Origin of the sequence: Clostridioides sp. GD02367 (genome assembly GCF_045900275.1) — a bacterium.
Lineage (GTDB): Bacteria > Bacillota > Clostridia > Peptostreptococcales > Peptostreptococcaceae > Clostridioides > Clostridioides difficile_A.
This window is the reverse complement of record NZ_JBJODK010000003.1, coordinates 255276-280937: the sequence shown is the minus strand read 5'-3', so window position 1 is coordinate 280937 and position 25662 is coordinate 255276. Positions and strand designations below refer to the sequence as shown.

Genomic DNA, 25662 nt, shown 5'->3' with positions numbered 1-25662 from the left:
AATTATATGAAACAAAATAAATATGATAATGATGAATTCTTTGATAAATACAGTAAAATGGAACGTTCTATAAATGGTCTAGCAGGTGCTGGAGAATGGCATGTTTTAAAAAAAATGTTACCAGAATTTAAAGGAAAACGCGTTTTAGATTTGGGCTGTGGATTTGGATGGCACTGTCAATATGCAGTTGAAAATGGAGCAGATTCTGCTATTGGAATTGATATTTCAGAAAAAATGCTAAAAGAAGCTAGAAACAAAACAAAATTTGATAATATAAAATACATATGTATGCCTATTGAAGATATTAATTTTCCAAAAGATAGTTTTGATATAGTTATTAGTTCTTTGGCACTACATTATATTCAATCATTTGAAGATATATGTAATAAAATAAGTGACTGCCTTTCAAGTGGAGGTGAGTTCGTATTTTCTGTTGAACATCCTATATTCACTGCATATGGAACTCAAGAATGGTATTGTGACAAGGATGGTAATCATCTTCATTGGCCAGTTGATAGATATTTTACAGAAGGAGTACGTAAATCTAATTTTTTAGGAGAAGAAGTTATAAAATATCATAAAACACTGACAACTTATCTAAATACTTTAAATAAAACTGGATTTGAAATATTAGAAATAATCGAACCTCAACCAGAAGAAAAACTATTAGATACAATTCCTGAAATGAAAGATGAATTACGCAGACCTATGATGTTACTTGTAGCTGCAAGAAAAAGATAGTAAAGAATAGTTAATTTAGCTTATAGAGAAAATTTTAAATGCTAAGCTGAAAGATTAATTGTATTTTTTAAAGAAGGCAAAAGTAATGATTTCTTTTGCCTTTTCTAGTAAGTAATAATTATACTTCTACATAATATATTTCATTTCCATTTTGCTCTATAAGTTTTTTCATGTCTTCAAATTTCAAAAACACAGTAGCTGTGTTGTCATTTGGATGTATACCTATTTTATCCATTTTTAATAAATCTTTATCAAATACAACTTTTACAACAGCATCTGTATCATTTAATATACCAAAAGGAGTTACAGCTCCCTTAGTAAGTTTTAAGTATTTCTGAAGTCTTTCTTCTGATGCAAAACTAAGAGGCTTACTATCAATTTGTTGACGAATGTCTTTTAAATCTGCTTTTTTATCCTTACCTAGTACAACTAAAAAATGTTCTTTCCCTTTAGCATCACGAAGAAATAAATTTTTTACAACAAATTCCATATGTAATGTTTCTAATTGTTCCATTTCTTCAATTGTATAAACTGGTGGATGATTTATAGCTTCATAAGGTATATTTAATTCATCCAATTTTCTATATACTTCTTGTTGTTGAGTATCCATAATATCCTCCTATTAGAAATTTATTTTATATATAAACAATATTATCACATAAAACTTCAAAAGAAAACGTTTTATGGTGTGTAAATGCTATATTATTTGCTTTTAGATAAAGCTCTAATGTACAAATATAATTCTATAAAGTTAAAAAATTTTAAAAATACTTGTAAAAAGGACATTATTTACTATTTATAAATTATATAAAAAGAGATTATATAAAGTCACATATGAAAAAACTATATTATACTATCTTTTCTTTTTGGAATAAACTATACTTTAAATAGAGATATTTAATTTTAATAAATTTTACAGTATTAACGGTAAATTACCTTAGAAAGGAACGTGCTTTATATGTCTACAGACAAAGTTGTTGGAATCATAGATGAAGAAACTGCAGAACTTGCTGGAATTGAATATACTGGTAAAATTTATGCTTCTTCTGGTGTTATAAAACATATAAAGAAAAAACACAGGTGTCAATTAAGTAAGGATATTGTTAATGATATAATAGATACTATAAAAATGGTACTCAAATCTCCTGAATATATAGGCAGTCATCCTAAAAAGCCTGGAAAAAGTGTGGAGTTTATAAAAAAAATTGGTGATTATATTTTAGTGGCTACAGAACTAGATACAAAAAAGGGATATTTATATGTATCTTCACTATATGCTATAAAAGAAGCCAAATTAGAAAGTAGAATTAGTAGTGGAAGAGTAAAACAATACGAAAGTTAACATAATATTATTATTTTTGAAACTATTGAAAAATATTGTTAAATAAGTTATAATATTAATATATATGTAGATATTTATTAGTTAGATTTGAGGTTGGAAAGGGCACCCAATACGCTACTATGGAGTAGTTAATAGAGATGCAGGATACGCCGCCCTGCCAAATCTAATTACATTTAAAAGAGAGGATTAATTCCTCTCTTATTGTTTTTTGAACTATTAAGTAAATTTATATAAAAGATTTGAAGTATAAGAATACTTACTTTATCCTAAATAATTTCTTAGATATTCATATAATGTGATTTATGGAATAATATGAATAATCTTATATCTATAAAAAAGTATTTTTTTGTATTAGTTTCTAAAAATTTAGTTAGAAACTATATCATTATGGAAAAAAATGTATTATAATATTTAGAAATATTATAATAAGGGGCGATTAGATATGAGTTTATCAAAGAAAATAGAAGATAAGAGAAAAGCTAAACAAAGAGCTGAAAAAGTTAAGCAAGCTAAAGTTGCTACAGCTGGTGTAGTGTTAGGAGCAGTTACTGGTGCAGTGAGTGGAGTATTGTTGGCTCCTAAATCAGGAAAAGAAACAAGAGAAGACATAAAAGATGCTTCACAACAGATTGTTGAAAAAATAAATATTAAAACAGTAGATGTAAAAGATAAAATGTCTAACAAGCTAGAAGATAGAAGAGGAAATTTTATGGAGTCAAAGAAAAAAATAAGAAAGTATATAGATACTAAAAAGAACATTGAGCATTCTAATGAGGAAGATAAAATAATAGATATTGTTGAACCAGTTAGTGTCACTGAGGAATAGGAATGAACAATACAATAACAATCAATATAAGTATAATATATATATTATTAGCTATACTTGGATGTGTTGCTTTAGTTTATTTAATTATTGTACTTGCTAAATTACATAAGATTTTAAGTAATGTTGGAACTGTTTTAAATGATAATACACAAAATATAAATACAACTTTAAATAATCTTCCTAGTGTTGTAGAGAATTTTGGAGAAGTAGGAGAAAATATGAAAGATGTAACTGAAGCAGTTACTGAAGTTACAGCAGATTTTCTTGTTACTAAAGACAGTGTCAAATCAAATATGGATGTTATAGTTGATATATTGACTATAATCAAAAACATTTTTTTAGATAAAAAATAATTCTAGTTTTAATGAAAAAATTATTAAAACAGAAAATAATTTATCGATAAAGTTAATATGAATAAATAAAGATGTATCTATTAATTAATAAACTAACAAGTAGATACATCTTTTTATTAGATTTTTATAAAATAATCATTCTCTTATAATTTATCTATTTGTTTTAATGCTAATTTAACAGTTTCATATCTATCAGCACCATTTATTACTACATCACCTTTTACAAGTTTATTAGCTTCTCCACCTATAACATAAACTTTTTTCCCTAAACCTTGCTTATAACTAGATGCTTCAACCATTAAAGCATCTTTTAATTGCCAGTATAAAATCTGAGCTGCTACTTTGTCAGCATCTCCTGTATAAACTATTACATTTTCATACACTTTATTTCCCCCCTGAGAATCTGATATAGATTTATTTAATATTCCTTCTGCTATCAATTTAGCAACTTTATCTTTATTGTTAATGTAGTAATCTGTATCTGCCTTACTATCTACAAAACATACTTCTATTAATATTGCTGGTGCATCAGTATGATTAAGCCAATAAAGACCTCTAACATCAGATTTTGCTCCTCTGTTTTTAAATACTGTAGCTAATTTAGCATTTACTCTTTCTGCATGTATTTTCCCATTATTAGTTTTATATATTGTTTCTGTACCTTCTGGAGCTGAAGTTGTGACATTTGCATTAAAATGAATTTGAACAGCTAAATCAGTTTCTTGTTTGTTTGCTATTTTACACTGGTCTGCTAAATGATTATTTGATTCATCAACTCTTCCTGTGTAAACAGTAGCTCCCCCCATTTTAAGCCATTTGACAATCAAGTCATTCATTATTCTTGTTTCTTTACCTTCATTTATATATCCAACAGCTCCTGTACCTTTTCCAGTTAAAGTATGCCCTGGTATTACTACTACTTTCAAGCTATGCATCTCCTTTTCAATTAAATTTAACCTCTATTTAATATATGCATAACTTAGAAATTTGTTTCTTTTTATGTCTTATAGATTTAATATAAGATATCTTGTAAATTCATAGAGCATTTAGGTAAAATGTATTAAAGTTATAGTTTTGTATATAATACATTGCTTGATTTCAATAATTTTATAGCATATTCATCCATTCTATATCCATTTCTATAATATATATGTTTAATTCCAGATTGAATTATGGCTTTAGTACAATTTAAACATGGAAAATGAGTTACATAAATGGAACAATCTTTAACTGCGATACCTTCTTTGGCACAATAGTAAAGAGCATTTTGTTCAGCATGAATTGTCCTAATGCAATGCCCATCTCTCATCTCATGACCAACTTCACTGCAATGCTTATCTCCAGAAATACTACCATTATAACCAGTAGATACAATTCTATTTTCTGAATTTACAATTATAGCACCTACATAGGCTCTATCACAAGTACCTCTTTCAGCTACTGTCTCACATAATCTCATAAAATATTCTTGCCATGAACATCTATTTTCAATTTTATTTTCCAAATTAATCCCTCCAAACTTATGTCTAATATATAAAGTTTATACCTTAAAAATAGTATTAAAAACAAATTTATATATAAATTTGTTAGAAACAAAGCAATTTAAAATAAGAAAACTGTCTCAATAAAATCGAGACAGTTTTATAATCAAGGTTTATAATAGAAGTTCATATTTTTCTTTAAATTCTTTTACAGCTTCAGGCCATGCCTTTTGCTCTGTAATCCCTTTTTCTTTAGCTATTTTAATTGCAATTTTTCTTATCATTGCAGCTCCCTCTAATATTCCCATTTTTAATCTCCCTTCAAAATATCTTTTTGTATAGAATATAAATAGTGCTAAGATTTATTACATGCTGCATATACAATATTTATACAACATGTAACTTCTAAATTCCTTTTATTTTCATACGTCTTTAACCGACATATAATTATATTCAGTAAGTTTTAAAATTATCACTTAAATAATTATTATTTAATCTTTTTTATTATTTACTTTCTTATTTACACACTAAAAACTGTAGGTAAATTTGTCTTATATCTTCACAAATATTCCTACAGCTTTAATTATTAAAAATGTATCTCTTTAATTTCGAAAAATGATTACTTATAAGAAATCATTCCTTATTATAATCACTAAAATAATCAAATATCTTGAATAAAATTTTACTTATCTAGAATTGTATATTTTTTCTATAATATTAACTACAGCGTACATTGCCCATGCACAGATAGCCAATACAAATACGCCCATCATTACTAAATCTAATTTGAATACTTGAGAGCCATATACTATTAAGTATCCTATTCCATATCTTGAAACCAAAAACTCTCCAACAATTACACCTACCCATGCCATACCAATATTAATCTTAGTTAAATTTATCAAATTTCCTGTATTTGCGGGTAGTATAAGTTTAAAAAGTATTTGGGATTTACTTGCTCCAAAACTTTTTAGCATTTTAATTTTCTCTTCATCTATATTCATAAAATAATTGTAAGCTGAAAGTATAGTAACAACAACCGAAATAGTTACAGCTGTTACGACGATTCCTTCTATTCCAGCACCTACCCAAACTATAATTATAGGAGCCAAAGCAGTCTTAGGAAGAGCATTTAAAACTACCAAAAATGGGTCTAATATTTTTGATAATTTCTCTGACCACCAAAGAGCAATTGCTACCAATATACCTAAAACAGTCCCTATAACAAGACCAAGGACAGTTTCATATACAGATATTCCAATATGCTTAAATAACTGTCCACTAGATGCATATTGAATAAATAAATTGTAAATATCACTTGGTTTGCTAAATAGAAATGTATTTATAACATTTAAGTCAGCTAGAAGTTCCCAGACTATGATAAAACCAATTAGAATTAATAACTGGTAGAACAATACATTTCTTTTTTCTCTTTTTACACCTTTAACATAGTTTATATATCCTTCTGATCTTTTATTAAGCCTCATGTGTATCTAGCTCCTTCCATAATATGTCGAAATACTTTTGAAAATCCGGAACTTTACGTGTTTTGAGAGGCGTTTTTGTTCCATCCATATTAAGTTCAATGTCGTAAATGTTTTTTATGGTAGCAGGTCTTTTAGATAATATTGCAACCTTATCTGATATGCTTATTGCTTCTACTATCACTAAGAAAGTGCAACTAATTATTTAAAGAAACAGAATCATCTATTTCAGCACCCATATAAAGAATGTTAAGGTCTCCTAAACTACTATCCCAAATAATAGAATCAATAATAGTAGACAATAATAATCTCTTATCATCCAGGCTAGCATTATCAACTTCATTATTAAATTTCTTCAAATTACTAACAATAATGTCCAAATTAAAACAATCACTACTAGTATTTATATCACTAGACTCTAAGTCATCAATCTTACTCTTTAAGATACTAATCTCATTATTTAAACTTTCAACTTGAGAAATTATGTAATCAGAAGCGATACTGCCAGTATTTTTTGCAAGCTCTTTAATTAAATTGTTAATAAGTTTTTCCTTCTCTAAAACCTTGTTTTTAAGTAAATCAGTCTCGGAGTGTAAATCATTAAAGGCATAATCAATCTTGATTTTATTACTATCAAATGCACTTATGATAGATTCTAAATCACAATTTTTAATTTTATCTACAACTAAACTTTCAACTAATGGACCATTAAGATTTTTACAGTTACAACCATCAACACCAAGTGTTTTTTTAGTTCCACATACATAATAATATTTTAAATCTTTATCAGTTTTTTTACCTTTATAAGTGATTCTCATATTAGCACCACACTTACTACATTTTATAAGACCAGATAAAAGAGCAGTTTTACCAGTTGCTATTCTAGGTGCTTTATCACGATTTTTATCCAGTTGATTTTGTGTTTTAAGCCATATCTCAGGTTCTATAACTCCAAGATGCTTTGCAATTGCAGCTATGGAATCAGATGTATTTTTAGCATATGTCAATATTCCACATTTTCCGTCTGGAGTTCCTATAACCTCCATACCATTGTCTCTGAGATATTTTAAAATTTCATCATTAGCTTTTACATATGCTGGATTTCTAAGTATTCTAGATAAAGAGCTAGGGTCAAATTTACCACCATGAGGACCTCTTATACTATTGTGATAGACATATTTATATAATTTTGATAAGGACCTAAATTCTAAGTACTTATTATATATTAGCTTTACAATCTCCATTTGTTCATCATTTACTTGGAGTTTATACATACTTCTTTCTTTTAGATTTTCATCCAAAAAAGTGATTTTTTCACTGTTAAATCCATGAGGTGTTTTGCCTCCAAGCCATCTACCACTACGAGCCAATTCATACATATTATCTTTTACACGTTCTGCAATGGTTTCTCTTTCTAATTGAGCAAATACACTTGATATAAACATCATAGCTCTTCCCATTGGAGTAGAGGTATCAAATTGTTCTTTAATAGATATAAACGATATATCTAGTTTGTTTAATTTTTCTATTAAAGTAGAAAAATCAGATACATTTCTCGAAATTCTATCCAATCTATAACAAATTAGATAATTAAATTTTTTGTCCTTGGCATCTTGCATCATTTTTTTAAATTGTGGTCTATCTATATTACTACCACTAAAGCCCTCATCTTCATATATATAAAAATCTTCTATACCAATAGATTTGGCATAATCCATACATAGTTGTATTTGATTTTCTATAGAATCACCTTTCCCAGTGAATCTTGATTTTCTTGAATAAATTGCAGCTTTCAAAATTAAGACCTCCTATAAATTCGAGCTATCTATTTTAAATTATTTATTATAGTATTTCAAATGAATATATTAATTAATTGAATTTATATAATTATCCCCTTTATAATATATGACTATTTATTTTTTTTATTTCTTTGCCATTAAAATTCCAAATGAGTTAGGCAAATTGATACTTAGTTGTATCAGGACAAATCTATAACTTCATAGATTAATATAAGATACTTAAAATCCAGATATTTTAAAATATGATTTTTAAAACTAGTAGTTATAACAAAAATGTGTAGGGGGCTTGCATATGGAAATCAAGGTTATAGAAATTTTTCCTAAAGATGAAGCTAAACTCAATGAAATAGAAATGGCTAAAGCTAATTGGTTTGTAAATATAATAAGTAAAAAATATCCTAAAGAAATTTTAGGGGAGGCTTTTACCCTTTTAGAAAAAGAATTAAACGTAAGTAAAGCTGATACATAAGCTTCGATTATTGATTTTAATGTACTATGACTTGACATTATATTAATCAAATAGTATATTTTAAAATATAACACAATGAAGTGTTAAAAGAGCAATGGAGCTCCATAGATAAAGTCTATGGAGCTTTTTTGCGTATTTAACTTAAGGAGGATGGTAATTTGAATAATTTTGAGATTAAAACTAAAATAAAATTTGGAGAAGGTTCACTAAAAGCACTACAAGAATTAAAAAACAAAAATGTATTAATAATAACAGACCCATTTATGGTTAAATCAAAAACAATAGATAAAATAACATGTAATTTAATAAATTCAACATATCAAGTTTTTGAAGAAATAGTGCCAGACCCACCAATAGAAATAGTAGTAGCGGGAATAGAAGCATTTAAATCTATAAATCCAGATGTAATAATAGCATTAGGTGGAGGTTCTGCAATAGATGCTGCAAAATCTATAATGGATTTTTCTAAAAAAATATTAAAAACTAATGAAGTAGAATTTATAGCAATACCAACAACAAGTGGAACAGGTTCAGAAGTAACATCATTTGCAGTAATATCAGATAATCAAAAGGGATGCAAGTATCCATTAGTAAGTGATGATTTACTTCCAAATATGGCAATACTAGACCCAGAACTTATAAAAACTGTACCAAACTTTATAACAGCAGATACAGGTATGGATGTATTAACACATGCTATAGAAGCTTATGTATCTACAAAGTCTAATGATTTTTCAGATGCATTAGCCGAAAAAGCTATAAAACTAGTATTTAAGTACTTAATAAAGGCATATAAAGATGGAAATGATATAGAAGCTAGAGAAAAAATGCACAATGCATCTTGTCTGGCAGGTATGGCATTTAATCAAACATCACTTGGTATAAATCATTCTATAGCACATGTATTAGGTGGAAAATTTCATATACCACATGGAAGAGCAAATTCAATATTACTTCCACATGTGATAGAATATAATGCATCAATAGTAGGATATACTAATACAACTTACTCAGATACAGCCATGAAATATGCGCAAATAGCAGAATTAGTAGGGTTTGGAAATGGTAATATAAGGATAGCAGTTAAAAACTTAGTAAATGAAATAAAGAAATTGCAAAAAGAAATGAATATGCCAACTAAATTAACACAGTGTAAATTAAATTTAAAAGATATAACTAATGAAGAAAGAGAAATAGCAAAACTTGCTATAAAAGATACTTGTACATTAACCAATCCTAAAGTACCAACTGAAGAGGATATAATAAGCATATTAAATAATATTAAATAATTACATTTTATTACATGCAAACATAATATTATACAAATAGGGAAAATGTTTTTAAAAATATAAATAATATATTGACAAATATAAAACATAAAACTATAATGAAAGTATCACAAAGGCGTGATACTTTAGTAAAAAGCAACGGAGCTTCTTAGGAATATTAATATTATTCTTATGGAGCTTCTTTTATTTTAAGCAAATAACTTTTTAGTAAACTATATTTAAAGAAAGTAGGGAATAAATTTGGCTGAAGAATCTAAGCAAAGAGTCATTCAAGAATATGTTCCTGGAAAACAGGTTACATTAGCACATATAATAGCTAACCCTAATGAAGATATATATAAGAAGTTAGGATTGGTACTTGATAAAAAAGATGCAATAGGAATACTTACAATAACACCCAGCGAAGCATCAATAATAGCAGCAGATGTTGCTACAAAATCTTCAAATGTATCTTTAGGTTTTATAGATAGATTTAGTGGCTCTGTAGTAATATCAGGAGATGTAAGTTCTGTAGAATCTGCATTAGATGATGTTTTAGAAGTTTTAGGAAATATGCTAAACTTCTCATCTACAAAAATAACAAGGACATAATAATATAATGAAGAATATAATATTTATGGGAAAGACGGGTAGTGGAAAAACTACTCTATGTCAAAAACTAGACCAATTGGAATTGAAATATAGAAAAACTCAGTCAGTAGAACTTTATAATAATGCAATAGATACTCCAGGTGAATATATAGAAAACAGAAATCTATATAATGCATTAATAACAACATCAGCAGATGCAAAGATTATAGCAATAGTGTATGATGCTACACAAGAAGAAAATTATATAGCACCAGGGTTTGCAAGTATGTTTTGTAAAGATGTAATAGGGATTATAACTAAAATAAATAAAGCTACTGAAGATGAAATCAACATAGCTTATGAGAGACTATTACTAGCAGGAGCAAGTCAAATATTTAAAATAGATACAGTGGATAATATTGGGCTTGAAACATTATTTAAATATCTAGAAAAATCTAAAAATATAGATGAAATTTAAGGGGAAATGTTTTTTTAACTAAAAAATATGATAAAATTATATGGATAGTTAAAGAAAATATAAATTAGTATTTTATAAAGAAATATATAAACTATTCTAAAAAGATTTAATCTTTAAGTGAGGTAGGAACATGGGGAAAAAAATACTATTGGTTGATGATGAACCACTGTTAAGGATGGATACAAAGGATATACTAGAAAGTCATGGTTATGAAGTAATAGGAGAAGCAAGTGATGGATTTGAAGCTGTTGAAATGTGTAAAAAACACAAACCTGATTTAGTTATAATGGATATAGAAATGCCAATACTTGATGGTATAAAAGCAGGCAAAATAATATGTAAAGAAAATCTAGCAGGTGGAGTGCTTTTATTAACTTCATTTGAAGATAAAGAATATATAGAAAAAGCCAAAAGTATAGGTGCTTATGGATACTTGGTAAAAACAGCAAGTGAAAAGTCATTTATCCCAACTATAGAAATGTGTTTAAATAAGGTAAATGAATTTGAAAAAATGAAAAAAGATTTAGAAAAGGTAAATTCTAAATTGAATGAAAGAAAATTAGTAGAAAGAGCAAAAGGTATACTTATAAGAGAGTTTAAGATTTCTGAGGATGAAGCATACACTAGAATAAGAAAATTAAGTATGGATAAAAGAACTACAATGATGGAAATTGCCAAAATGATTATTATAGGATACGATGACTAATACGATAAAAAAAATAGCAACTACACAAACATACTTAAATAATAATGAAATTGAAAAAATTATAGAAGTATCAAAATCCTTAGATTTAATGGCTTCCTTTTATGAGGCTGATGTTTTTATAGATGTACTAAGTAAACTTGATGATGAAGCGATTGTTGTGGCACATAGTAGACCTAAAGAAAAGTCAGTCTACAGTGAAAGTGTTGTAGGTAAAAAGGCTCTAATTGAAAATGAACCAGGAGTTATAAAGTGTCTAAGAACTGGAGAAAGAGCAAGAGATATAAAAGCTTTAACACAAGAATACAAGCTGGTTAAACAAAATATTCAGCCAATAACATTAGATGACAAAGTTCTAGCAGTATTAATAGTTGAAAAAGATATAAGCAGTGAAGTTAAAAGTGAATTTGAAACTAACGAGGATGAAGAAAATAAGAATTTACATCAGTTTATAAAATTGATAGGAAATAATGATTTTTTAGTTGACAATTTAAATTCTGCCATCCTTATATTTGATAAAAATGGAAAACTAAAAATTAAAAATCGTATTGCAACTGAGATGTATAAAAACCTTGGATTTGATTGTGACATACAGGATATGCATTACAACGACTTATATATAGAAACTAAAGTATTTGAAGATATATTAATAGATGAAAATTATGATGAAACAAATGAAGTTTCGATAGGTAATATGTTTTTCAAAATAAAAACTATATACATCAAAGATGATGAATTTAAAGTTTGTAAAATAGTACAAGATATAAGTGATTTAAAACGAAAAGAAGAAGAACTAGTTTTAAAAACAGTAGCTATTAGAGAAGCTCATCATAGAGTGAAAAATAATCTTCATACAGTAATATCTATAATAAAAAAGCAAAGTAGATTATCTCAAAATGAGGAAGTTAAACAATGTTTAGATAATATAATAAACCGAGTGTTTGCAATACTTTCAACTCATTATCTGTTATCTAAGGAAGTAGATAATAATATATCTATACGAGAAGGTATCAACTTATTAGTATCAAATATTCAAGGTGGTTATTTGTTTAGTAAAGATATAGATATATGTATAACAGGTGAAGATTTTAAAATTAGTGGAGAAAAAGCAACCGCCATACTTTTAGTTATAAATGAAATATTACAAAATTGTTATGACCATGCTTTCATTGATAGAGAACGTGGCAATATACAAATACTAATAAATAAAGATAATGATTCTAGAAATATAGCTATTATAGATGATGGCGTTGGATTTGATAGTGATAATATAAATAAAAATAGTTTAGGAACATATATAATAGATAGTTATATAACTCAAATGTTAAAAGGAAGTATAAAAAGAAAGAGTAGTAAAAATGGGACAGAAGTATTAATTACTATACCTACACAAATTAATATTTAAATAATAACTCATCTACAAAGTAGTAGTTTTAATTGAGCAAAGAGGCTTAAGGTTATTAATAAATTAAGTTAGTTGAATATATTTATAAAACTTGTAAATATGAATTCAATTTAACAGATATTTATTATAGCTTTAAGCCTCTTTGCTTGTTTAAGACATACTTAAACTTTAGGAGGTGAGAAAATGAGAGAAGAGTTATTAAGTGTTGGTATTGACATTGGAACAAGTACTACTCAGTTGATTTTTTCTAAGTTAATAGTAGAAAATACTGAATCAAATTTTTCGGTACCTAGGATAAGTATAGTAGACAAAGAAATTATTTATAAAAGTAAGGTTTATTTCACTCCCCTTATCTCAAATAATGAAATAAATGGACAGCAAATAAAAGAAATAGTTGAAAGTGAATATAAAAAAGCAAATATATCTAAAGTAGATATACATACAGGAGCAGTAATAATAACTGGCGAAACAGCCAGAAAAGAAAATGCAAACGATGTGCTTCATACTTTAAGTGGATTTGCAGGAGATTTTGTTGTTGCAACAGCAGGTCCTGACCTAGAAAGTATAATATCAGGTAAAGGAGCTGGAGCTCATATTTATTCAAAAGAACATTCAACTACAATTGTAAATATAGATATAGGTGGGGGAACTAGTAATATAGCCTCATTTAAAAGAGGAGAAGTAACTGATACCGGGTGCTTGGATATAGGTGGAAGGCTTATAAAAGTAGATAAAATAAGTAAAGAAATAACTTATATATCACCTAAAATAAATGAAATCATAAAAGATAATAATTTAAATCTTCAAGTTGGAACTGTAGCTACAATAGAAAATACAAAACCAATAGTTAATATAATGGTTGACTTATTAATAGAAAGTATAGGATTAAAAACTCAGACACCTTTATTTGATTTTATAATAACTAATAAATCAATCAATATAGATGAAGATATTAAGAATGTCTCATTTTCAGGTGGGGTAGCTGATTATATTTACTATGATGGAGAAATAAAAGATTATTTTGAATATGGTGATTTGGGAATTTTACTTGGTCAAGCAATAAAAAATTGTGAGTACCTTAAAAAAGTGAACATAGTCAAATCTATGGAGACAATAAGAGCTACAGTAGTTGGTGCAGGTTCTCATACTACTGAGGTAAGTGGAAGTACAATAACTTATACTAGTGAAAATTTTCCACTTAAGAACTTGCCAGTTTTAAAATTATCAATGGATGAAGAAGTAGGTACTTCAAAACAAATCAGTGAAGCTATAAAAAACAAACTTAACTGGTTTAAGTTAGAAAATGATTTACAGAAAGTTGCTATAGCTATGATAGGCAAGAAAAACCCAGCCTTTTCAGATATACAAGAATATGCCAAAGGATTTGTGGATGGAATGCAACAAATCATAGAAAATGATTTGCCTTTTGTAGTAATTGTTGAAAACGATATGGCAAAAGTATTAGGTCAAGCAATATATGCATTATTAAATTATGAAAAAGAAATTGTCTGTATAGACAGTGTCAAGGTCGAAAATGGAGACTATATTGACATTGGGAAACCTATAGTTGAAGGTAAAGTTTTACCTGTAGTAATAAAAACATTAGTTTTTAATTAATAGAAGGAGGTAAGTAAATGATTTTAAAGACAAAATTATTTGGACGTACTTATCAGTTTAAAAGCTTATATGATGTAATGGCTAAAGCAAATGAAGAAAAATCAGGAGATAAATTAGCAGGTCTTGCAGCAGAATCAGCTGAAGAAAGAATAGCAGCAAAGGTTGTTTTATCACACATAAAGTTAGAGGATATAAGAAATAATCCTGCAGTAGCATATGAGGAAGATGAAGTAACAAGAATAATACAAGATGCTGTAAATGAAAAAGTTTATGAAGAAATAAAAGAGTGGACAGTATCAGAACTTAGAGAATGGATATTAGATTCAAATACTACAAGTCTTGATATAAGAAGAATATCAAGAGGATTAACTTCTGAAATAATAGCAGCAGTTGCAAAGTTAATGTCAAATATGGACTTAGTCTATGCTGCTAAAAAAATAAAAGTTACTGCTCATTGTAATACAACTATAGGAGAACAAGGTACATTATCAGCAAGACTTCAGCCTAATCACCCTACAGACGACCCAGATGGAATACTTGCATCACTTCTTGAAGGTTTAACTTTTGGTATAGGAGATGCAGTACTTGGTTTAAACCCAGTTGATGACTCAGTTGAAAGTGTTACTAAAGTGTTAAAAAGATTTGAAGAAGTAAAACAAAAATATCAAATACCAACTCAAACATGCGTATTAGCACATGTTACTACACAAATGGAAGCAATAAGAAACGGTGCTCCTGCAGATTTGATATTCCAATCTATAGCAGGTTCTGAAAAAGGAAATGAAGCATTTGGATTCAATGGTGATACTATCGAGGAAGCCAAACAATTAGCTTTAAAACATGGTACAGCTACTGGACCTAATGTTATGTATTTTGAAACTGGACAAGGTTCAGAATTATCTTCAGAAGCACATCATGGGATAGACCAGGTTACTATGGAAGCTAGATGTTATGGATTTGCTAAAAAGTATGAACCATTCTTAGTAAATACAGTTGTTGGATTTATAGGGCCTGAGTATTTATATGATGCTAGAGAAGTAGTAAGGGCAGGACTTGAAGACCATTTTATGGGTAAATTACATGGATTACCAATGGGTGTTGATGTTTGTTACACTAACCACATGAAGGCTGACCAAAATGATATGGAAAACTTAGCTATACTACTGACAACAGCAGGATGTACGTATTTTATGGGAATACCTCATGGAGATGATGTAATGCTTAACTACCAAACAACAGGATACCATGAAACAGCATCACTTAGAGAAATGTTTGGATTGACTGCAATAAAAGAATTTGATGCTTGGATGGAAAAGATGGGATTCTCTAAAGATGGTAAGTTAACAGAGTTAGCAGGAGACGCATCTATATTATTAGGATAGGAGGTATTTAGTATGAATGAGAAGGATTTAAAAGCATTAGTAGAACAGTTAGTTGGACAAATGGTTGGAGAATTAGATACTAATGTTGTATCTGAAACGGTTAAGAAAGCAACTGAAACTGTAATTGATAACAGTGCTTGCATAGATGATATAACAGAAATTGATATAAGAAAGCAATTACTAGTAAAAAATCCTAAGGATGCAGAAGCTTACTTAGATATGAAAGCCAAAACACCTGCAAGATTAGGTATAGGAAGAGCTGGTACAAGATATAAAACAGAAACAGTTTTAAGATTTAGAGCAGACCATGCTGCTGCACAAGATGCTGTATTCTCTTATGTAGATGAAGAATTTATAAAAGAAAATAATATGTTTGCAGTAGAAACTTTATGTAAAGATAAAGATGAATACTTAACTAGACCAGACCTAGGAAGAAAATTCTCTCCAGAAACTATAAATAATATAAAATCTAAATTTGGAACAAATCAAAAGGTTTTAATATTAGTGGGAGATGGACTTAGTTCAGCCGCTATAGAAGCAAACTTAAAAGATTGTGTGCCAGCTATAAAACAAGGTCTAAAAATGTATGGAATAGACTCAAGTGAAATTTTATTTGTTAAACACTGTAGAGTTGGTGCTATGGACCACTTAGGTGAAGAATTAGGTTGTGAAGTTATATGTATGTTGGTTGGAGAAAGACCAGGATTGGTTACTGCTGAATCAATGTCAGCATATATAGCATATAAGCCATATATAGGAATGGCAGAAGCAAAGAGAACAGTTATATCAAATATTCACAAAGGTGGAACAACTGCAGTCGAGGCAGGTGCTCATATAGCTGAACTTATAAAAACTATGCTGGATAAAAAAGCTTCAGGAATAGACCTTAAATAAAGTCGAGGGAGTGTAGAATATGAAAAACGATATGATTCGTCCTAATATACTAGGAGTTAAAATAATTTCGAATATAAGTCCAGAAATGGCACAAAAACTAGAATTAAAATCACACCATAAAAGCTTGGGGTTAATAACTGCAGACTGTGATGATGTTACATACACAGCTCTTGATGAAGCAACTAAAGCTTCAGAAGTTGATGTTGTATATGCAAAATCAATGTATGCAGGTGCAGCAAATGCTTCAACAAAACTTGCTGGTGAAGTTTTAGGAATAATAGCAGGACCAAGCCCAGCCGAAGTAAGAAGTGGATTAAATGCAATAATTGATTTTATGGAATATGGAGCAACTTTTATAAGTGCAAATGATGATGATTCAATAGCATATTACGCTCATTGTGTATCAAGAACAGGCACATACCTTTCAGAAGTAGCAGGAATAAGAGAAGGTGAGGCATTAGCTTATTTAGTAGCACCACCACTTGAAGCAATGTATGCTTTAGATGCAGCGATGAAGGCAGCAGATGTTAAAATGTGCGAATTATTTGCACCTCCAACTGAAACAAACTTTGGTGGAGCATTACTTACAGGTTCTCAATCAGCTTGTAAAGCAGCATGTGATGCATTTGCCGAAGCAGTAAAATCAGTTGCAGACAATCCAACAGGCTTTTAGGATAATTAAATGGATGCTATAGGCTTAATAGAAGTAATAGGGTATGTTGCTGCAATAGAAGCTTCTGATGCTTGTTTAAAATCTGCAAATGTTAATCTTGTAAGAATTGATAAGGCTGGAGCAGGTATTGTTACTTTAACAATAAGTGGAGATGTTGGTGCTGTTAAATCTGCTCTAGAAGCAGGTGAAATGGCAGCTTCAAGAGTTGGTACATTAAGGGCATCACATATTATACCAAGAATCCATAATGAAGTAACAGATACTTTATTTAAAAAGGAAGAATCTAAAGTCTGTGAAGTTTTGGAAAAGACAGATAAGAACTTTGAAAATATATTAGAAATAGATAACGTAATTTTAGATGATATTGAAAATAATGATAAACAAGATAGTAATATAAAGAAAGTTAAAAATGAAATAGAAACAGTCGATGATAGTTTAACTGAAGCTAATGAAGAAAAAATAGAAAATTCTAATGCTCATAAAGAAGTATTAGAACAAGTTAAAATAGAAAACACTGATTTCGATAAAGATGATTTATCAAAAAACAGTGTAAAAAAACTTAAAGCTATAGCTAAGAAATTAGACTCTTCAATAACTTATAAAGATTTAAATGTTCTTAAGAAAGAAGAATTAATAAACTTAGTTAAAAAGCTTAGCAGAGGGGATAAATAGTTATGACACTTTTAGATAAAGATTTAGTATCTATACAAGAAGTCAGAACTCTTGTAAAAAAAGCTAAAGTGGCTCAAGAGAAACTTTCTAAAATGAGCCAAGAGCAAATAGATAAAATAGTAAAGTCTATTGCAGATGCAGCATTTAATAATGCTACTAAGTTAGCTAAAATGGCAAATGAAGAAACTGGATTTGGAAAATGGGAAGATAAAGTAATAAAAAATACTTTTGCATCTATGGGAGTTTATGAAACTTTAAAAGATACAAAAACTATTGGAATAATTGGCGAAGATAAAAAAGAAAACACTATAGATATAGCTACACCAGTTGGAGTTGTAGCAGGGCTTATACCTTCAACAAACCCAACATCAACAGTAATATATAAAACCATAATATCTATAAAGGCAGGAAATACTATAGTTTTCTCTCCACATCCAAATGCAAAAAAATGCATACTTGAAACAGTTAAAATAATAAACGAAGCAGCTATAGATGCTGGAGCACCAGAGGATTCAATATTATGTATAACTAATCCAAGTATAGTTGGAACAAGTGAATTAATGAAGCATAAGGATACAAACTTAATATTAGCAACTGGAGGAGAAGCAATGGTTAGAGCTGCTTACTCTTCAGGAACACCAGCTATAGGAGTTGGCCCTGGAAATGGACCAGCATTTATAGATAAGTCAGCAAATGTTAAGTTGGCAGTCAAGAGAATAATAGACTCTAAAACTTTTGATAATGGTGTTATATGTGCATCAGAACAATCGATAGTGGTAGAAAAGTCCATGGAAGAAACTGTTTTAAAAGAACTTAAAAACCAAGGAGCATATCTTTTAAATGAAGAAGAAAGTGAAAGATTAGCAAAGTTCATATTAAGAGCTAATGGTACTATGAATCCGCAAATAGTTGGTAAGAGTGTTGAGGTGATAGCAAATTTAGCAGACCTTGCAAATGTACCTAAAAATACAAAAGTCTTAGTTGCAAGAGAAACTAAAGTTGGTCACAATGTAGCCTATTCAAGAGAAAAACTTACACCAATACTTGCATTCTATGTTGAAGATAATGTAGATGCTATTATGAATAGATGTAGAGAAATACTATTAAATGAAGGTGCTGGACATACTTTCTCAATGCATGCAAATGATGAAGAATTGGTAAAAAGATTTGCTCTTAACATGCCAGTATCAAGAATACTTGTGAATACTCCTTCAGCACTTGGAGGAATAGGTGCATCAACAAATCTTGTACCAGCACTAACACTTGGTTGTGGTGCGATAGGTGGAAGCTCAACTTCAAACAATGTAGGTCCACTTGATTTAATAAATATTAAAAGAGTAGCTTATGGAATCAAAGAAATAGAAGAACTTGGTAGAGATAAATCTCAAGTTGAAAAATCAATGTTTGACTCAATGGATAAAGAAGAATTAATAAATCTTCTAGTTCAAAGATTAGTCAAAGAACTAGCATAATTAAAATAAACAATGAAACTTATAGTTTATAACTATAAGATTTCTAAAAATAAAAAACTATAAAATAATATTAAATTTTTGGAGGATAAGATTATGGCAAGTGCAAATGCATTAGGAATGATAGAAACTAAAGGATTAGTAGGAGCAATAGAAGCAGCAGATGCAATGGTTAAAGCTGCAAACGTACAATTAGTAGGAAAAGAGCAAGTAGGTGGAGGATTAGTTACTGTAATGGTAAGAGGAGATGTTGGAGCTGTTAAAGCTGCTACAGATGCTGGAGCTGCTGCTGCTGAAAGAGTTGGAGAACTAATATCAGTTCATGTTATACCAAGACCACATTTTGAAGTAGATGCTATATTACCAAAAGTATCAGCTGAGTAATATAAATGTAATTTGAAAATTTAAATTTTGATTAAAAAAGAGGCTATCTCAAAAATGAGTCTTACTAATAAACTCAATGTATTTTGAGGTAGCCTTTTTTATACATCTAATAGGAGATGTGATAAAATGGGTGTTTTAACAGAAAATGAAGTGAAAAGAAAAATTGGAAAAAATAAAGATAATATAACTGAATTTTGTATAGAAAAAGGGCAAATAATAACTCCTTCTGCAAAATCTTATTTAGCTGAGAGAAGTATTGAGCTTAAGTATGTTGATAAACTTCCAGTCATAAATAATGAACCTAAGGAAGTTATAAAAGAAGTAGTTAAAGAAAAAACATATAGATATACTACTGTATTTGGTGCTAAATTGGATGAGAAACCAGAACATATGACTCAATTAAGTGGAAATCTTTTAGTTTTTAAAGACCATAAAAGAATAATACTAAGAGGTAAAATAGATTCACTTGAATCAGAAATACTGAAAACTCAAGTTCTTTGTCAAAAGCTAGATATGCCAAAGCTTGTTAAGGAATTACAAGAAGTATTAGATTTTGTAAGAAATATAATGAGATGTGAAGTTTTGGAAGAAAAACTAGAAGACTTTAAACTTTTAGGGTTAACTCCTCAAGAACTTAGAGAACAATCTCACTATCCTAAAAAATATTTTGGCATAGGACATGAATTCCCAAGTTATGAAATGGGTGAAGCTGTAGTTGCTATAAACAGTATAAGAAGCAATGCTAGAGAGGTTGAACTTGCAGCTTATGAAGCATTTAAGGGTGAGTATGGAAATGTTAATAGAGAAGATTTAATAAAGGCACTTAATAGATTGTCATCTGTATTTTGGATAATGATATATAAAGTTAGGACTAATAAGTATAAGTAGTTGGAGGATGTAATGGAAAGTCTATTAAACGAAATAGTAGAAGAAGTAATAAATAGAGTTAAAAAAGAAGCCTTTATAGAGGTTGAAGCATCAGGAAGACATGTTCACTTAAGTAGAGAAGACGTAGATAAATTATTTGGTAAGGGGTACACTCTTACAAAATTAAAAGACTTATCTCAACCAGGTCAATATGCTTGTAAGGAAAGAGTTACTATTACAGGGCCTAAGGGAAGTATAAAAAATGTAGTTGTACTTGGACCATGTAGAGAAGAAACTCAAGTGGAAATCTCTTTAACAGATGGTTCAACTCTTGGATTAAAAGCTCCTATAAGACAAAGTGGAGACTTAGAAGGAACTTTAATGGTTAAAATATCAACACAACATGGTGAAGTTGAACTCGATAAAGGATTAATGGTTGCTAAAAGACACATACATATGACGCCTGCTGATGCAGAAAAATTCAATGTATGTGACAGAGAAATAGTTGAAGCTAAAGTGATGGGTCAGAGACCTCTAACATTTGATGATGTAGTAATAAGAGTTAGTGATAGTTTTAAAACTTACATGCACATAGATTATGATGAAGCTAATGCATGTGGTTATTCAAAAGGGACTGTTGCTAAAATAATAAAGAAAGCATAGATTTAACCTGCTATATAGATTACCTCTAGGGAGGATTTAATATGAATTATGATAAGCTTGTAGATTTAGTAATAGAAGAAATATATAAAAAAATAAATAATGATGAATTAAAAGTATCTAATAAACCTAAAGCTGTAACTGTGTTTGAACAGGATAACAGTAAATTTAATTTATTAAAAGATGAATTTGAAATAGTAGAATTTAATAAAAGCATAAAAGAATGCGAGGTCGTGATAGTTTCAAAACTTTGTATGAGAGGATTATCAAACTTAGCACTTGGAAATTCAACAAGTGACGAAGAGAGATTTATACTAAAGATGCTTATTAAAGGTAAAAAAGTATATGTCTTAGATGAAGGAATTGAATACAAACGATATAAAGATACTGCACCAAAAGCATTGTATAAAAAATTTATATCATTTGAAGATGAAATACGTAAATTTGGTGTTGAAATTATAAAAGACTTAAATACTATAGCTAAAAGTAAGTTAAGTATAAAAAATGAAACTACAGAAATTTTAAATAAAGATACTATAAGTTTAATCAATACAGAGAATACAAAGATAGTTAATGAGTTTAGTTTAGATTTAAGAAATAAAAAGCTTATATCAGAAGTTGATTTAAGAAAACCTACTATAAATGGAGTTAAAAATATATTAGTTAATAAAAAAAGTATAATAACTCCATTAGCTGTAGATTTTATGAGAATACACCATCTCGAACTAAAGAAAATGTAAGGAGGTAATTTTATGGATATAGGAAAAGTTGTAGGTAATGTTTGGGCCACAAGAAAAGATGAAAAATTGTGTGGTCAAAAACTTTTAGTCGTAAAAATTTTAAAAACTAAAGACACATACAAAGAAGGCTTCATGGTTGCGGCCGATAATGCAGGAGCAGGAAATGGAGACTTAGTTCTTATATCCAAAGGTTCCTCAGCAAGAGAATCTATTGAAAAAAAACATGTTCCAGTAGATGCAACTATAGTTGGAGTGGTTGACTCCTTTGAGGTATTTGATGAATAAAAGTATAGGCGCTATAGAGTTTAAAAGTATAGCTAAAGGTATAGAAGTATCTAATGAAATGGTAAAAAAATCATCAGTCGATGTATTATACTTAAAAAGTATTTGTCCAGGTAAATTTTTAATAATAGTAGGTGGAGAAACTTCCTATGTAAATGAATGCATAAGTTATGGAATGGAGCTTGGAGAAAAGTACATTGTAGATAATTTTGTAATAAATTCAATTTCACAAGAAATATTAAATGGATTTAAAAATAGGTACCAAACATTAGATAATATAGTCTCTATAGGTGTTGTTGAAAGTAGTAAAGTATGTGCTGGAATAAAAATGCTTGATAATACTTTAAAATCAGGCGACTTAGTATTAGTAAAGCTTCAATTATCTTTTGCTATAGGTGGAAAGTTAGTATATATAGTCGCAGGAGATTTAAGTAGTTTAGAATATGCATTAAAAGAAAGTGAAAAAGTTGTAAAAGAAAAAGAAGTAATCTATAAGACTGTAATATCATCAGTAGACAGTCAAATAATAAAAAGTCTAATAAAATAATGGGGGGCATTATGAGTATAAACGAAATTATAATCTATGTAATGGTAGTCTTCATGGCACTTGGAGCTATAGATAAGTGTATAGGCAATAAATTTGGTCTTGGAGAACAGTTTGAAGAAGGTATAATGGCAATGGGTTCGCTTGCAGTTGCAATGGTTGGTGTTATATGTCTAGCACCAGTACTTGCTGATGTATTAAGACCAATTGTAGTGCCAGTATTTGATATGCTTGGAGCTGACCCAGCTATGTTTGCTGGAAGTTTATTAGCTAATGATATGGGTGGTGCGCCACTTGCTCTTGAGCTTGCAAAAGACCCAAATGCTGGATTATTTGGCGGATTAATAGTAGGAGCTATGATGGGACCTACAATAGTATTTATAATACCAGTTGCACTTGGGATAATAGAAAAAGAAGACCAAAAATTCTTAGCAACAGGAATACTTGCAGGAATAATAACGATACCTGTTGGGGCGTTTGTTGGTGGATTAGTTGCAGGATTTGAGGTAATGATGGTTCTTAGAAACTTAGTGCCAATAATAATATTTGCAGTAGTTATAGCACTTGGATTATTGAAGTTTGAAAATGCTATGATAAAAGGATTCACATACTTTGGAAAAGGTGTAGTAATAGTTATAACTTTAGGGCTTGCTGCTGCGATAGTTGAAGCCTTAACAGGAATAGTTGTAATACCTGGAATGAAACCAATAGGTGAAGGTATAGAAATAGTAGGGGATATAGCAATAGTTTTAGCAGGGGCATTCCCACTAGTGTTTGTTATAACAAAAGTGTTCAATAAACCACTGATGGCTTTAGGAAAAGTTCTTGGAATGAATGATGTATCAGCAGCAGGTCTTGTTGCAAGTTTAGCTAACTGTATACCAATGTTTGGTATGATGAAAGATATGGATAATAGAGGAAAGATAATAAACGTGGCATTCTCTGTTTCAGCAGCATTCGTATTTGGAGACCACTTAGGGTTTACAGCAGGGTTTAATGCTAATATGATAACACCAATGATAGTTGCTAAATTGGTTGGTGGTATAACAGCAGTCCTATTAGCTATGGTTATAGCAAATAAAACACTAAAAAAGGAGAATGCATAAGATGGATATAACAAATATAGATAAAAACTTAATTGAAACATTAGTAAGACAAATAATAGAAGAAAAAGTAAATGGAACTAAAGATAGTGTAGATTTCGTTAGAAATAAAGATGCTAGTGGAATAACTTCTATAAAGTTACCAACAGTAAAGGTTAATGAATCTGATAGATTAGATACAGGAAATCCTAATGATGTAGTTTATACAAAAGATTTATTTACATTAGAGGAAAGTCCTAGATTAGGCTGTGGTATGATGGAGATGAAGGAAACTACTTTTGACTGGACTCTAAACTATGATGAAATAGATTATGTAATAGATGGAACTTTAGATATAATAATAGATGGAAGAAAGATATCTGCTTCTTCAGGTGAGTTAATATTTATACCAAAAGGAAGTAAGATACAATTTTCTGTACCTGATTATGCTAGGTTTATATATGTAACATATCCAGCAGACTGGGCATCTCAAAATTAACAAGAGAATACTTTAAATATATTTAAATTCTTGAAATGTTTCTGTGTATTCTTTAAATAAAATTTTACTTTTAAAGTGATAATTAAAGATTTGTTAGTAAGGCTATGGCTACAAAATCATAGCCTTATTTTCATATTTAATAGCTTATAATTACTTTTGACTCAAAGTTGTCTTCTTAAATATTTAAATTTATTCTGAAAAAACGGAATATATACTTTTTATCTCCTAGTGTTGCACTTTTATACATAGTGCTTCACCAATATCATGCGTAACCAAAATAGTAGACTTATTCTCATTTTTAATAATACTATAAACATCATCACAAACTAACAATCTCGTCTGATAATCAAGAGCTGAAAAAGGCTCATCTAAAAGTAAAATATCTGGATTTACAGACAGGGTTCTAATAAGTGCAACCCTTTGTCTCATACCACCAGATAATTCTTTTGGGTACATGTTTCTAAAATCCCATAATCCATAAGTCTTTAAAAGACTTTCAACTCTATCTAAAGATTTTTTATCTTTTTTGCCTTGAATTTCTAAGCCAATAGTTATATTATCTATTATATTTCTCCATTCAAGCAAATTATCTTTTTGAAACATATATCCAATATTTCCAGTAATCTTTACGTCGCCACTAGTTGGTTTTAAAAGATTAGTAAGAATATTTAAAATTGTAGATTTACCGCTTCCAGAAGGACCAAGCAAAGTCAATATTTCTCCTTCTTTCAAGTTAAAATTAACATCTTTTAATACTTCAAGCTCGCCTTCCTTAGTGTAGAAGTTCATATTTATATTTTTAACCTCTACTATGTTGTCATTCATTATGCCACCCCCTATAACTTTTAGCTCGTATATATTATGTTATTAACAATATGACCTATTTGTACCATTTTTCATAAATATAATATAAATATTTTGTTTATTTACGTATTTTCTTAGTAACTTGTACGTATA

31 protein-coding genes are annotated in these 25662 nt (G+C 29.1%); 24 read left to right on the top strand and 7 right to left on the bottom strand.

Annotation, left to right across the window (positions count from 1 at the left end; all coding sequences use genetic code 11):
- Nucleotides 1-6: 6 nt before the first annotated feature.
- Nucleotides 7-741, top strand: a complete 735-nt coding sequence (locus Q3223_RS05605; protein ID WP_054270333.1) for a bifunctional 2-polyprenyl-6-hydroxyphenol methylase/3-demethylubiquinol 3-O-methyltransferase UbiG — start codon at nt 7-9, stop codon at nt 739-741.
- 118 nt (nt 742-859) lie between these two features.
- On the opposite strand, the gene Q3223_RS05600 is transcribed toward Q3223_RS05605, so the two are convergent.
- Entirely contained in the window at nt 860-1351 is a 492-nt protein-coding gene (locus tag Q3223_RS05600; RefSeq protein ID WP_407811751.1) for a prolyl-tRNA synthetase associated domain-containing protein, read from the bottom strand.
- 348 nt (nt 1352-1699) lie between these two features.
- Here Q3223_RS05600 and Q3223_RS05595 point away from each other — a divergent pair, with 348 nt between their 5' ends.
- The 3 genes from Q3223_RS05595 (at nt 1700) to Q3223_RS05585 (ending at nt 3262) form a co-directional block, all read left to right on the top strand.
- The gene (locus Q3223_RS05595; protein ID WP_054270335.1) at nt 1700-2083 is read left to right on the top strand and encodes a PBECR2 nuclease fold domain-containing protein; all 384 of its coding nucleotides are present in this window, start codon (nt 1700-1702) and stop codon (nt 2081-2083) included.
- Between the two features lie 442 nt (nt 2084-2525).
- Nucleotides 2526-2909, top strand: a complete 384-nt coding sequence (locus Q3223_RS05590) for a YtxH domain-containing protein (protein ID WP_054270336.1) — start codon at nt 2526-2528, stop codon at nt 2907-2909.
- 2 nt (nt 2910-2911) lie between these two features.
- On the top strand, nt 2912-3262 hold the full coding sequence (locus tag Q3223_RS05585; protein ID WP_054270337.1) for a hypothetical protein: 351 nt from the start codon (nt 2912-2914) through the stop codon (nt 3260-3262).
- Nucleotides 3263-3405: 143 nt separating this feature from the next.
- On the opposite strand, the gene Q3223_RS05580 is transcribed toward Q3223_RS05585, so the two are convergent.
- The 5 genes from Q3223_RS05580 to Q3223_RS05560 all read right to left on the bottom strand — a co-directional run bounded on the left by Q3223_RS05580 (nt 3406) and on the right by Q3223_RS05560 (nt 8023).
- Nucleotides 3406-4197 (bottom strand): N-acetylmuramoyl-L-alanine amidase, encoded by a 792-nt coding sequence (locus Q3223_RS05580; RefSeq protein ID WP_223195921.1) that lies wholly within the window; start codon nt 4195-4197, stop codon nt 3406-3408.
- Nucleotides 4198-4328: 131 nt separating this feature from the next.
- A complete protein-coding gene (locus Q3223_RS05575; protein WP_074178160.1) occupies nt 4329-4766 on the bottom strand; it encodes a cytidine/deoxycytidylate deaminase family protein in 438 nt (145 codons plus the stop codon).
- 150 nt (nt 4767-4916) lie between these two features.
- Nucleotides 4917-5051 (bottom strand): hypothetical protein, encoded by a 135-nt coding sequence (locus Q3223_RS05570; protein ID WP_054270339.1) that lies wholly within the window; start codon nt 5049-5051, stop codon nt 4917-4919.
- 378 nt (nt 5052-5429) lie between these two features.
- Nucleotides 5430-6230, bottom strand: a complete 801-nt coding sequence (locus Q3223_RS05565; protein ID WP_054270340.1) for an ABC transporter permease — start codon at nt 6228-6230, stop codon at nt 5430-5432.
- Nucleotides 6231-6424: 194 nt separating this feature from the next.
- Entirely contained in the window at nt 6425-8023 is a 1599-nt protein-coding gene (locus Q3223_RS05560; RefSeq protein ID WP_407811750.1) for a recombinase family protein, read from the bottom strand.
- 295 nt (nt 8024-8318) lie between these two features.
- Here Q3223_RS05560 and Q3223_RS05555 point away from each other — a divergent pair, with 295 nt between their 5' ends.
- The 20 genes from Q3223_RS05555 (at nt 8319) to Q3223_RS05460 (ending at nt 24705) form a co-directional block, all read left to right on the top strand.
- A complete protein-coding gene (locus Q3223_RS05555) occupies nt 8319-8495 on the top strand; it encodes a hypothetical protein (RefSeq protein ID WP_167640365.1) in 177 nt (58 codons plus the stop codon).
- Between the two features lie 158 nt (nt 8496-8653).
- Nucleotides 8654-9784: a 1-propanol dehydrogenase PduQ gene (locus Q3223_RS05550; RefSeq protein WP_407811749.1), complete on the top strand. Its 1131-nt coding sequence runs from the start codon at nt 8654-8656 to the stop codon at nt 9782-9784.
- Nucleotides 9785-10024: 240 nt separating this feature from the next.
- Entirely contained in the window at nt 10025-10375 is a 351-nt protein-coding gene (locus Q3223_RS05545) for a BMC domain-containing protein (RefSeq protein ID WP_021384706.1), read from the top strand.
- A 7-nt stretch (nt 10376-10382) separates the two neighbouring features.
- On the top strand, nt 10383-10832 hold the full coding sequence (locus Q3223_RS05540) for a EutP/PduV family microcompartment system protein (protein ID WP_407811748.1): 450 nt from the start codon (nt 10383-10385) through the stop codon (nt 10830-10832).
- A 130-nt stretch (nt 10833-10962) separates the two neighbouring features.
- Nucleotides 10963-11538: an ANTAR domain-containing response regulator gene (locus Q3223_RS05535; protein ID WP_054270346.1), complete on the top strand. Its 576-nt coding sequence runs from the start codon at nt 10963-10965 to the stop codon at nt 11536-11538.
- Complete coding sequence (locus tag Q3223_RS05530) at nt 11531-12940, top strand: histidine kinase N-terminal domain-containing protein (protein WP_054270347.1); 1410 nt, start codon at nt 11531-11533, stop codon at nt 12938-12940. Before Q3223_RS05535 ends, Q3223_RS05530 begins: the two co-directional genes overlap by 8 nt.
- Before the next feature lie 183 nt (nt 12941-13123).
- Complete coding sequence (eutA, locus tag Q3223_RS05525) at nt 13124-14557, top strand: ethanolamine ammonia-lyase reactivating factor EutA (protein ID WP_284181932.1); 1434 nt, start codon at nt 13124-13126, stop codon at nt 14555-14557.
- A gap of 17 nt (nt 14558-14574) precedes the next feature.
- On the top strand, nt 14575-15939 hold the full coding sequence (locus tag Q3223_RS05520) for an ethanolamine ammonia-lyase subunit EutB (RefSeq protein ID WP_407811747.1): 1365 nt from the start codon (nt 14575-14577) through the stop codon (nt 15937-15939).
- Between the two features lie 12 nt (nt 15940-15951).
- Nucleotides 15952-16833, top strand: coding sequence for an ethanolamine ammonia-lyase subunit EutC (gene eutC, locus Q3223_RS05515; protein WP_054270350.1), 882 nt, complete (start codon nt 15952-15954; stop codon nt 16831-16833).
- A 19-nt stretch (nt 16834-16852) separates the two neighbouring features.
- Nucleotides 16853-17506 (top strand): ethanolamine utilization microcompartment protein EutL, encoded by a 654-nt coding sequence (gene eutL, locus Q3223_RS05510; RefSeq protein WP_054270351.1) that lies wholly within the window; start codon nt 16853-16855, stop codon nt 17504-17506.
- A 9-nt stretch (nt 17507-17515) separates the two neighbouring features.
- Complete coding sequence (locus tag Q3223_RS05505) at nt 17516-18178, top strand: BMC domain-containing protein (RefSeq protein ID WP_407811746.1); 663 nt, start codon at nt 17516-17518, stop codon at nt 18176-18178.
- A gap of 2 nt (nt 18179-18180) precedes the next feature.
- Entirely contained in the window at nt 18181-19650 is a 1470-nt protein-coding gene (locus Q3223_RS05500) for an acetaldehyde dehydrogenase (acetylating) (protein ID WP_054270353.1), read from the top strand.
- Between the two features lie 93 nt (nt 19651-19743).
- Nucleotides 19744-20031 carry an ethanolamine utilization microcompartment protein EutM gene (eutM, locus tag Q3223_RS05495; RefSeq protein ID WP_003423991.1) on the top strand — a complete coding sequence of 96 codons (288 nt, stop codon included), beginning with the start codon at nt 19744-19746 and terminating at the stop codon, nt 20029-20031.
- A 126-nt stretch (nt 20032-20157) separates the two neighbouring features.
- On the top strand, nt 20158-20919 hold the full coding sequence (locus tag Q3223_RS05490) for a cobalamin adenosyltransferase (RefSeq protein ID WP_407811745.1): 762 nt from the start codon (nt 20158-20160) through the stop codon (nt 20917-20919).
- 12 nt (nt 20920-20931) lie between these two features.
- Nucleotides 20932-21561 (top strand): ethanolamine utilization phosphate acetyltransferase EutD, encoded by a 630-nt coding sequence (gene eutD / locus Q3223_RS05485; RefSeq protein ID WP_407811744.1) that lies wholly within the window; start codon nt 20932-20934, stop codon nt 21559-21561.
- A gap of 41 nt (nt 21562-21602) precedes the next feature.
- Nucleotides 21603-22298 (top strand): TIGR02536 family ethanolamine utilization protein, encoded by a 696-nt coding sequence (locus Q3223_RS05480; RefSeq protein WP_407811743.1) that lies wholly within the window; start codon nt 21603-21605, stop codon nt 22296-22298.
- A 12-nt stretch (nt 22299-22310) separates the two neighbouring features.
- Entirely contained in the window at nt 22311-22583 is a 273-nt protein-coding gene (locus Q3223_RS05475; RefSeq protein ID WP_021384701.1) for a EutN/CcmL family microcompartment protein, read from the top strand.
- Nucleotides 22576-23127, top strand: coding sequence for a BMC domain-containing protein (locus Q3223_RS05470; RefSeq protein ID WP_054270357.1), 552 nt, complete (start codon nt 22576-22578; stop codon nt 23125-23127). Before Q3223_RS05475 ends, Q3223_RS05470 begins: the two co-directional genes overlap by 8 nt.
- An 11-nt stretch (nt 23128-23138) precedes the next feature.
- Complete coding sequence (eutH, locus tag Q3223_RS05465) at nt 23139-24230, top strand: ethanolamine utilization protein EutH (RefSeq protein ID WP_054270358.1); 1092 nt, start codon at nt 23139-23141, stop codon at nt 24228-24230.
- Nucleotide 24231: 1 nt separating this feature from the next.
- A complete protein-coding gene (locus Q3223_RS05460) occupies nt 24232-24705 on the top strand; it encodes an ethanolamine utilization protein EutQ (protein WP_074178171.1) in 474 nt (157 codons plus the stop codon).
- 225 nt (nt 24706-24930) lie between these two features.
- Here Q3223_RS05460 and Q3223_RS05455 read toward each other — a convergent pair whose 3' ends face one another.
- Complete coding sequence (locus Q3223_RS05455; protein WP_407811742.1) at nt 24931-25530, bottom strand: ABC transporter ATP-binding protein; 600 nt, start codon at nt 25528-25530, stop codon at nt 24931-24933.
- Nucleotides 25531-25662: the final 132 nt, after the last annotated feature.

Coding starts and splice junctions, on each gene's coding strand:
- eutH (WP_054270358.1), top strand. CDS start 23,139: ATGAGTATAAACGAAATTATAATCTATGTAATGGTAGTCTTCATGGCA.
- Q3223_RS05490 (WP_407811745.1), top strand. CDS start 20,158: ATGGGTGTTTTAACAGAAAATGAAGTGAAAAGAAAAATTGGAAAAAAT.
- Q3223_RS05605 (WP_054270333.1), top strand. CDS start 7: ATGAAACAAAATAAATATGATAATGATGAATTCTTTGATAAATACAGT.
- eutL (WP_054270351.1), top strand. CDS start 16,853: ATGAAAAACGATATGATTCGTCCTAATATACTAGGAGTTAAAATAATT.
- eutD (WP_407811744.1), top strand. CDS start 20,932: ATGGAAAGTCTATTAAACGAAATAGTAGAAGAAGTAATAAATAGAGTT.
- Q3223_RS05585 (WP_054270337.1), top strand. CDS start 2,912: ATGAACAATACAATAACAATCAATATAAGTATAATATATATATTATTA.
- Q3223_RS05580 (WP_223195921.1), bottom strand. CDS start 4,197: ATGCATAGCTTGAAAGTAGTAGTAATACCAGGGCATACTTTAACTGGA.
- Q3223_RS05480 (WP_407811743.1), top strand. CDS start 21,603: ATGAATTATGATAAGCTTGTAGATTTAGTAATAGAAGAAATATATAAA.
- Q3223_RS05530 (WP_054270347.1), top strand. CDS start 11,531: ATGACTAATACGATAAAAAAAATAGCAACTACACAAACATACTTAAAT.
- eutC (WP_054270350.1), top strand. CDS start 15,952: ATGAATGAGAAGGATTTAAAAGCATTAGTAGAACAGTTAGTTGGACAA.
- Q3223_RS05590 (WP_054270336.1), top strand. CDS start 2,526: ATGAGTTTATCAAAGAAAATAGAAGATAAGAGAAAAGCTAAACAAAGA.
- Q3223_RS05540 (WP_407811748.1), top strand. CDS start 10,383: ATGAAGAATATAATATTTATGGGAAAGACGGGTAGTGGAAAAACTACT.
- Q3223_RS05460 (WP_074178171.1), top strand. CDS start 24,232: ATGGATATAACAAATATAGATAAAAACTTAATTGAAACATTAGTAAGA.
- Q3223_RS05500 (WP_054270353.1), top strand. CDS start 18,181: ATGACACTTTTAGATAAAGATTTAGTATCTATACAAGAAGTCAGAACT.
- Q3223_RS05570 (WP_054270339.1), bottom strand. CDS start 5,051: ATGGGAATATTAGAGGGAGCTGCAATGATAAGAAAAATTGCAATTAAA.
- Q3223_RS05470 (WP_054270357.1), top strand. CDS start 22,576: ATGAATAAAAGTATAGGCGCTATAGAGTTTAAAAGTATAGCTAAAGGT.
- Q3223_RS05475 (WP_021384701.1), top strand. CDS start 22,311: ATGGATATAGGAAAAGTTGTAGGTAATGTTTGGGCCACAAGAAAAGAT.
- Q3223_RS05600 (WP_407811751.1), bottom strand. CDS start 1,351: ATGGATACTCAACAACAAGAAGTATATAGAAAATTGGATGAATTAAAT.
- Q3223_RS05595 (WP_054270335.1), top strand. CDS start 1,700: ATGTCTACAGACAAAGTTGTTGGAATCATAGATGAAGAAACTGCAGAA.
- Q3223_RS05565 (WP_054270340.1), bottom strand. CDS start 6,230: ATGAGGCTTAATAAAAGATCAGAAGGATATATAAACTATGTTAAAGGT.
- Q3223_RS05505 (WP_407811746.1), top strand. CDS start 17,516: ATGGATGCTATAGGCTTAATAGAAGTAATAGGGTATGTTGCTGCAATA.
- Q3223_RS05555 (WP_167640365.1), top strand. CDS start 8,319: ATGGAAATCAAGGTTATAGAAATTTTTCCTAAAGATGAAGCTAAACTC.
- Q3223_RS05520 (WP_407811747.1), top strand. CDS start 14,575: ATGATTTTAAAGACAAAATTATTTGGACGTACTTATCAGTTTAAAAGC.
- eutA (WP_284181932.1), top strand. CDS start 13,124: ATGAGAGAAGAGTTATTAAGTGTTGGTATTGACATTGGAACAAGTACT.
- eutM (WP_003423991.1), top strand. CDS start 19,744: ATGGCAAGTGCAAATGCATTAGGAATGATAGAAACTAAAGGATTAGTA.
- Q3223_RS05535 (WP_054270346.1), top strand. CDS start 10,963: ATGGGGAAAAAAATACTATTGGTTGATGATGAACCACTGTTAAGGATG.
- Q3223_RS05455 (WP_407811742.1), bottom strand. CDS start 25,530: ATGAATGACAACATAGTAGAGGTTAAAAATATAAATATGAACTTCTAC.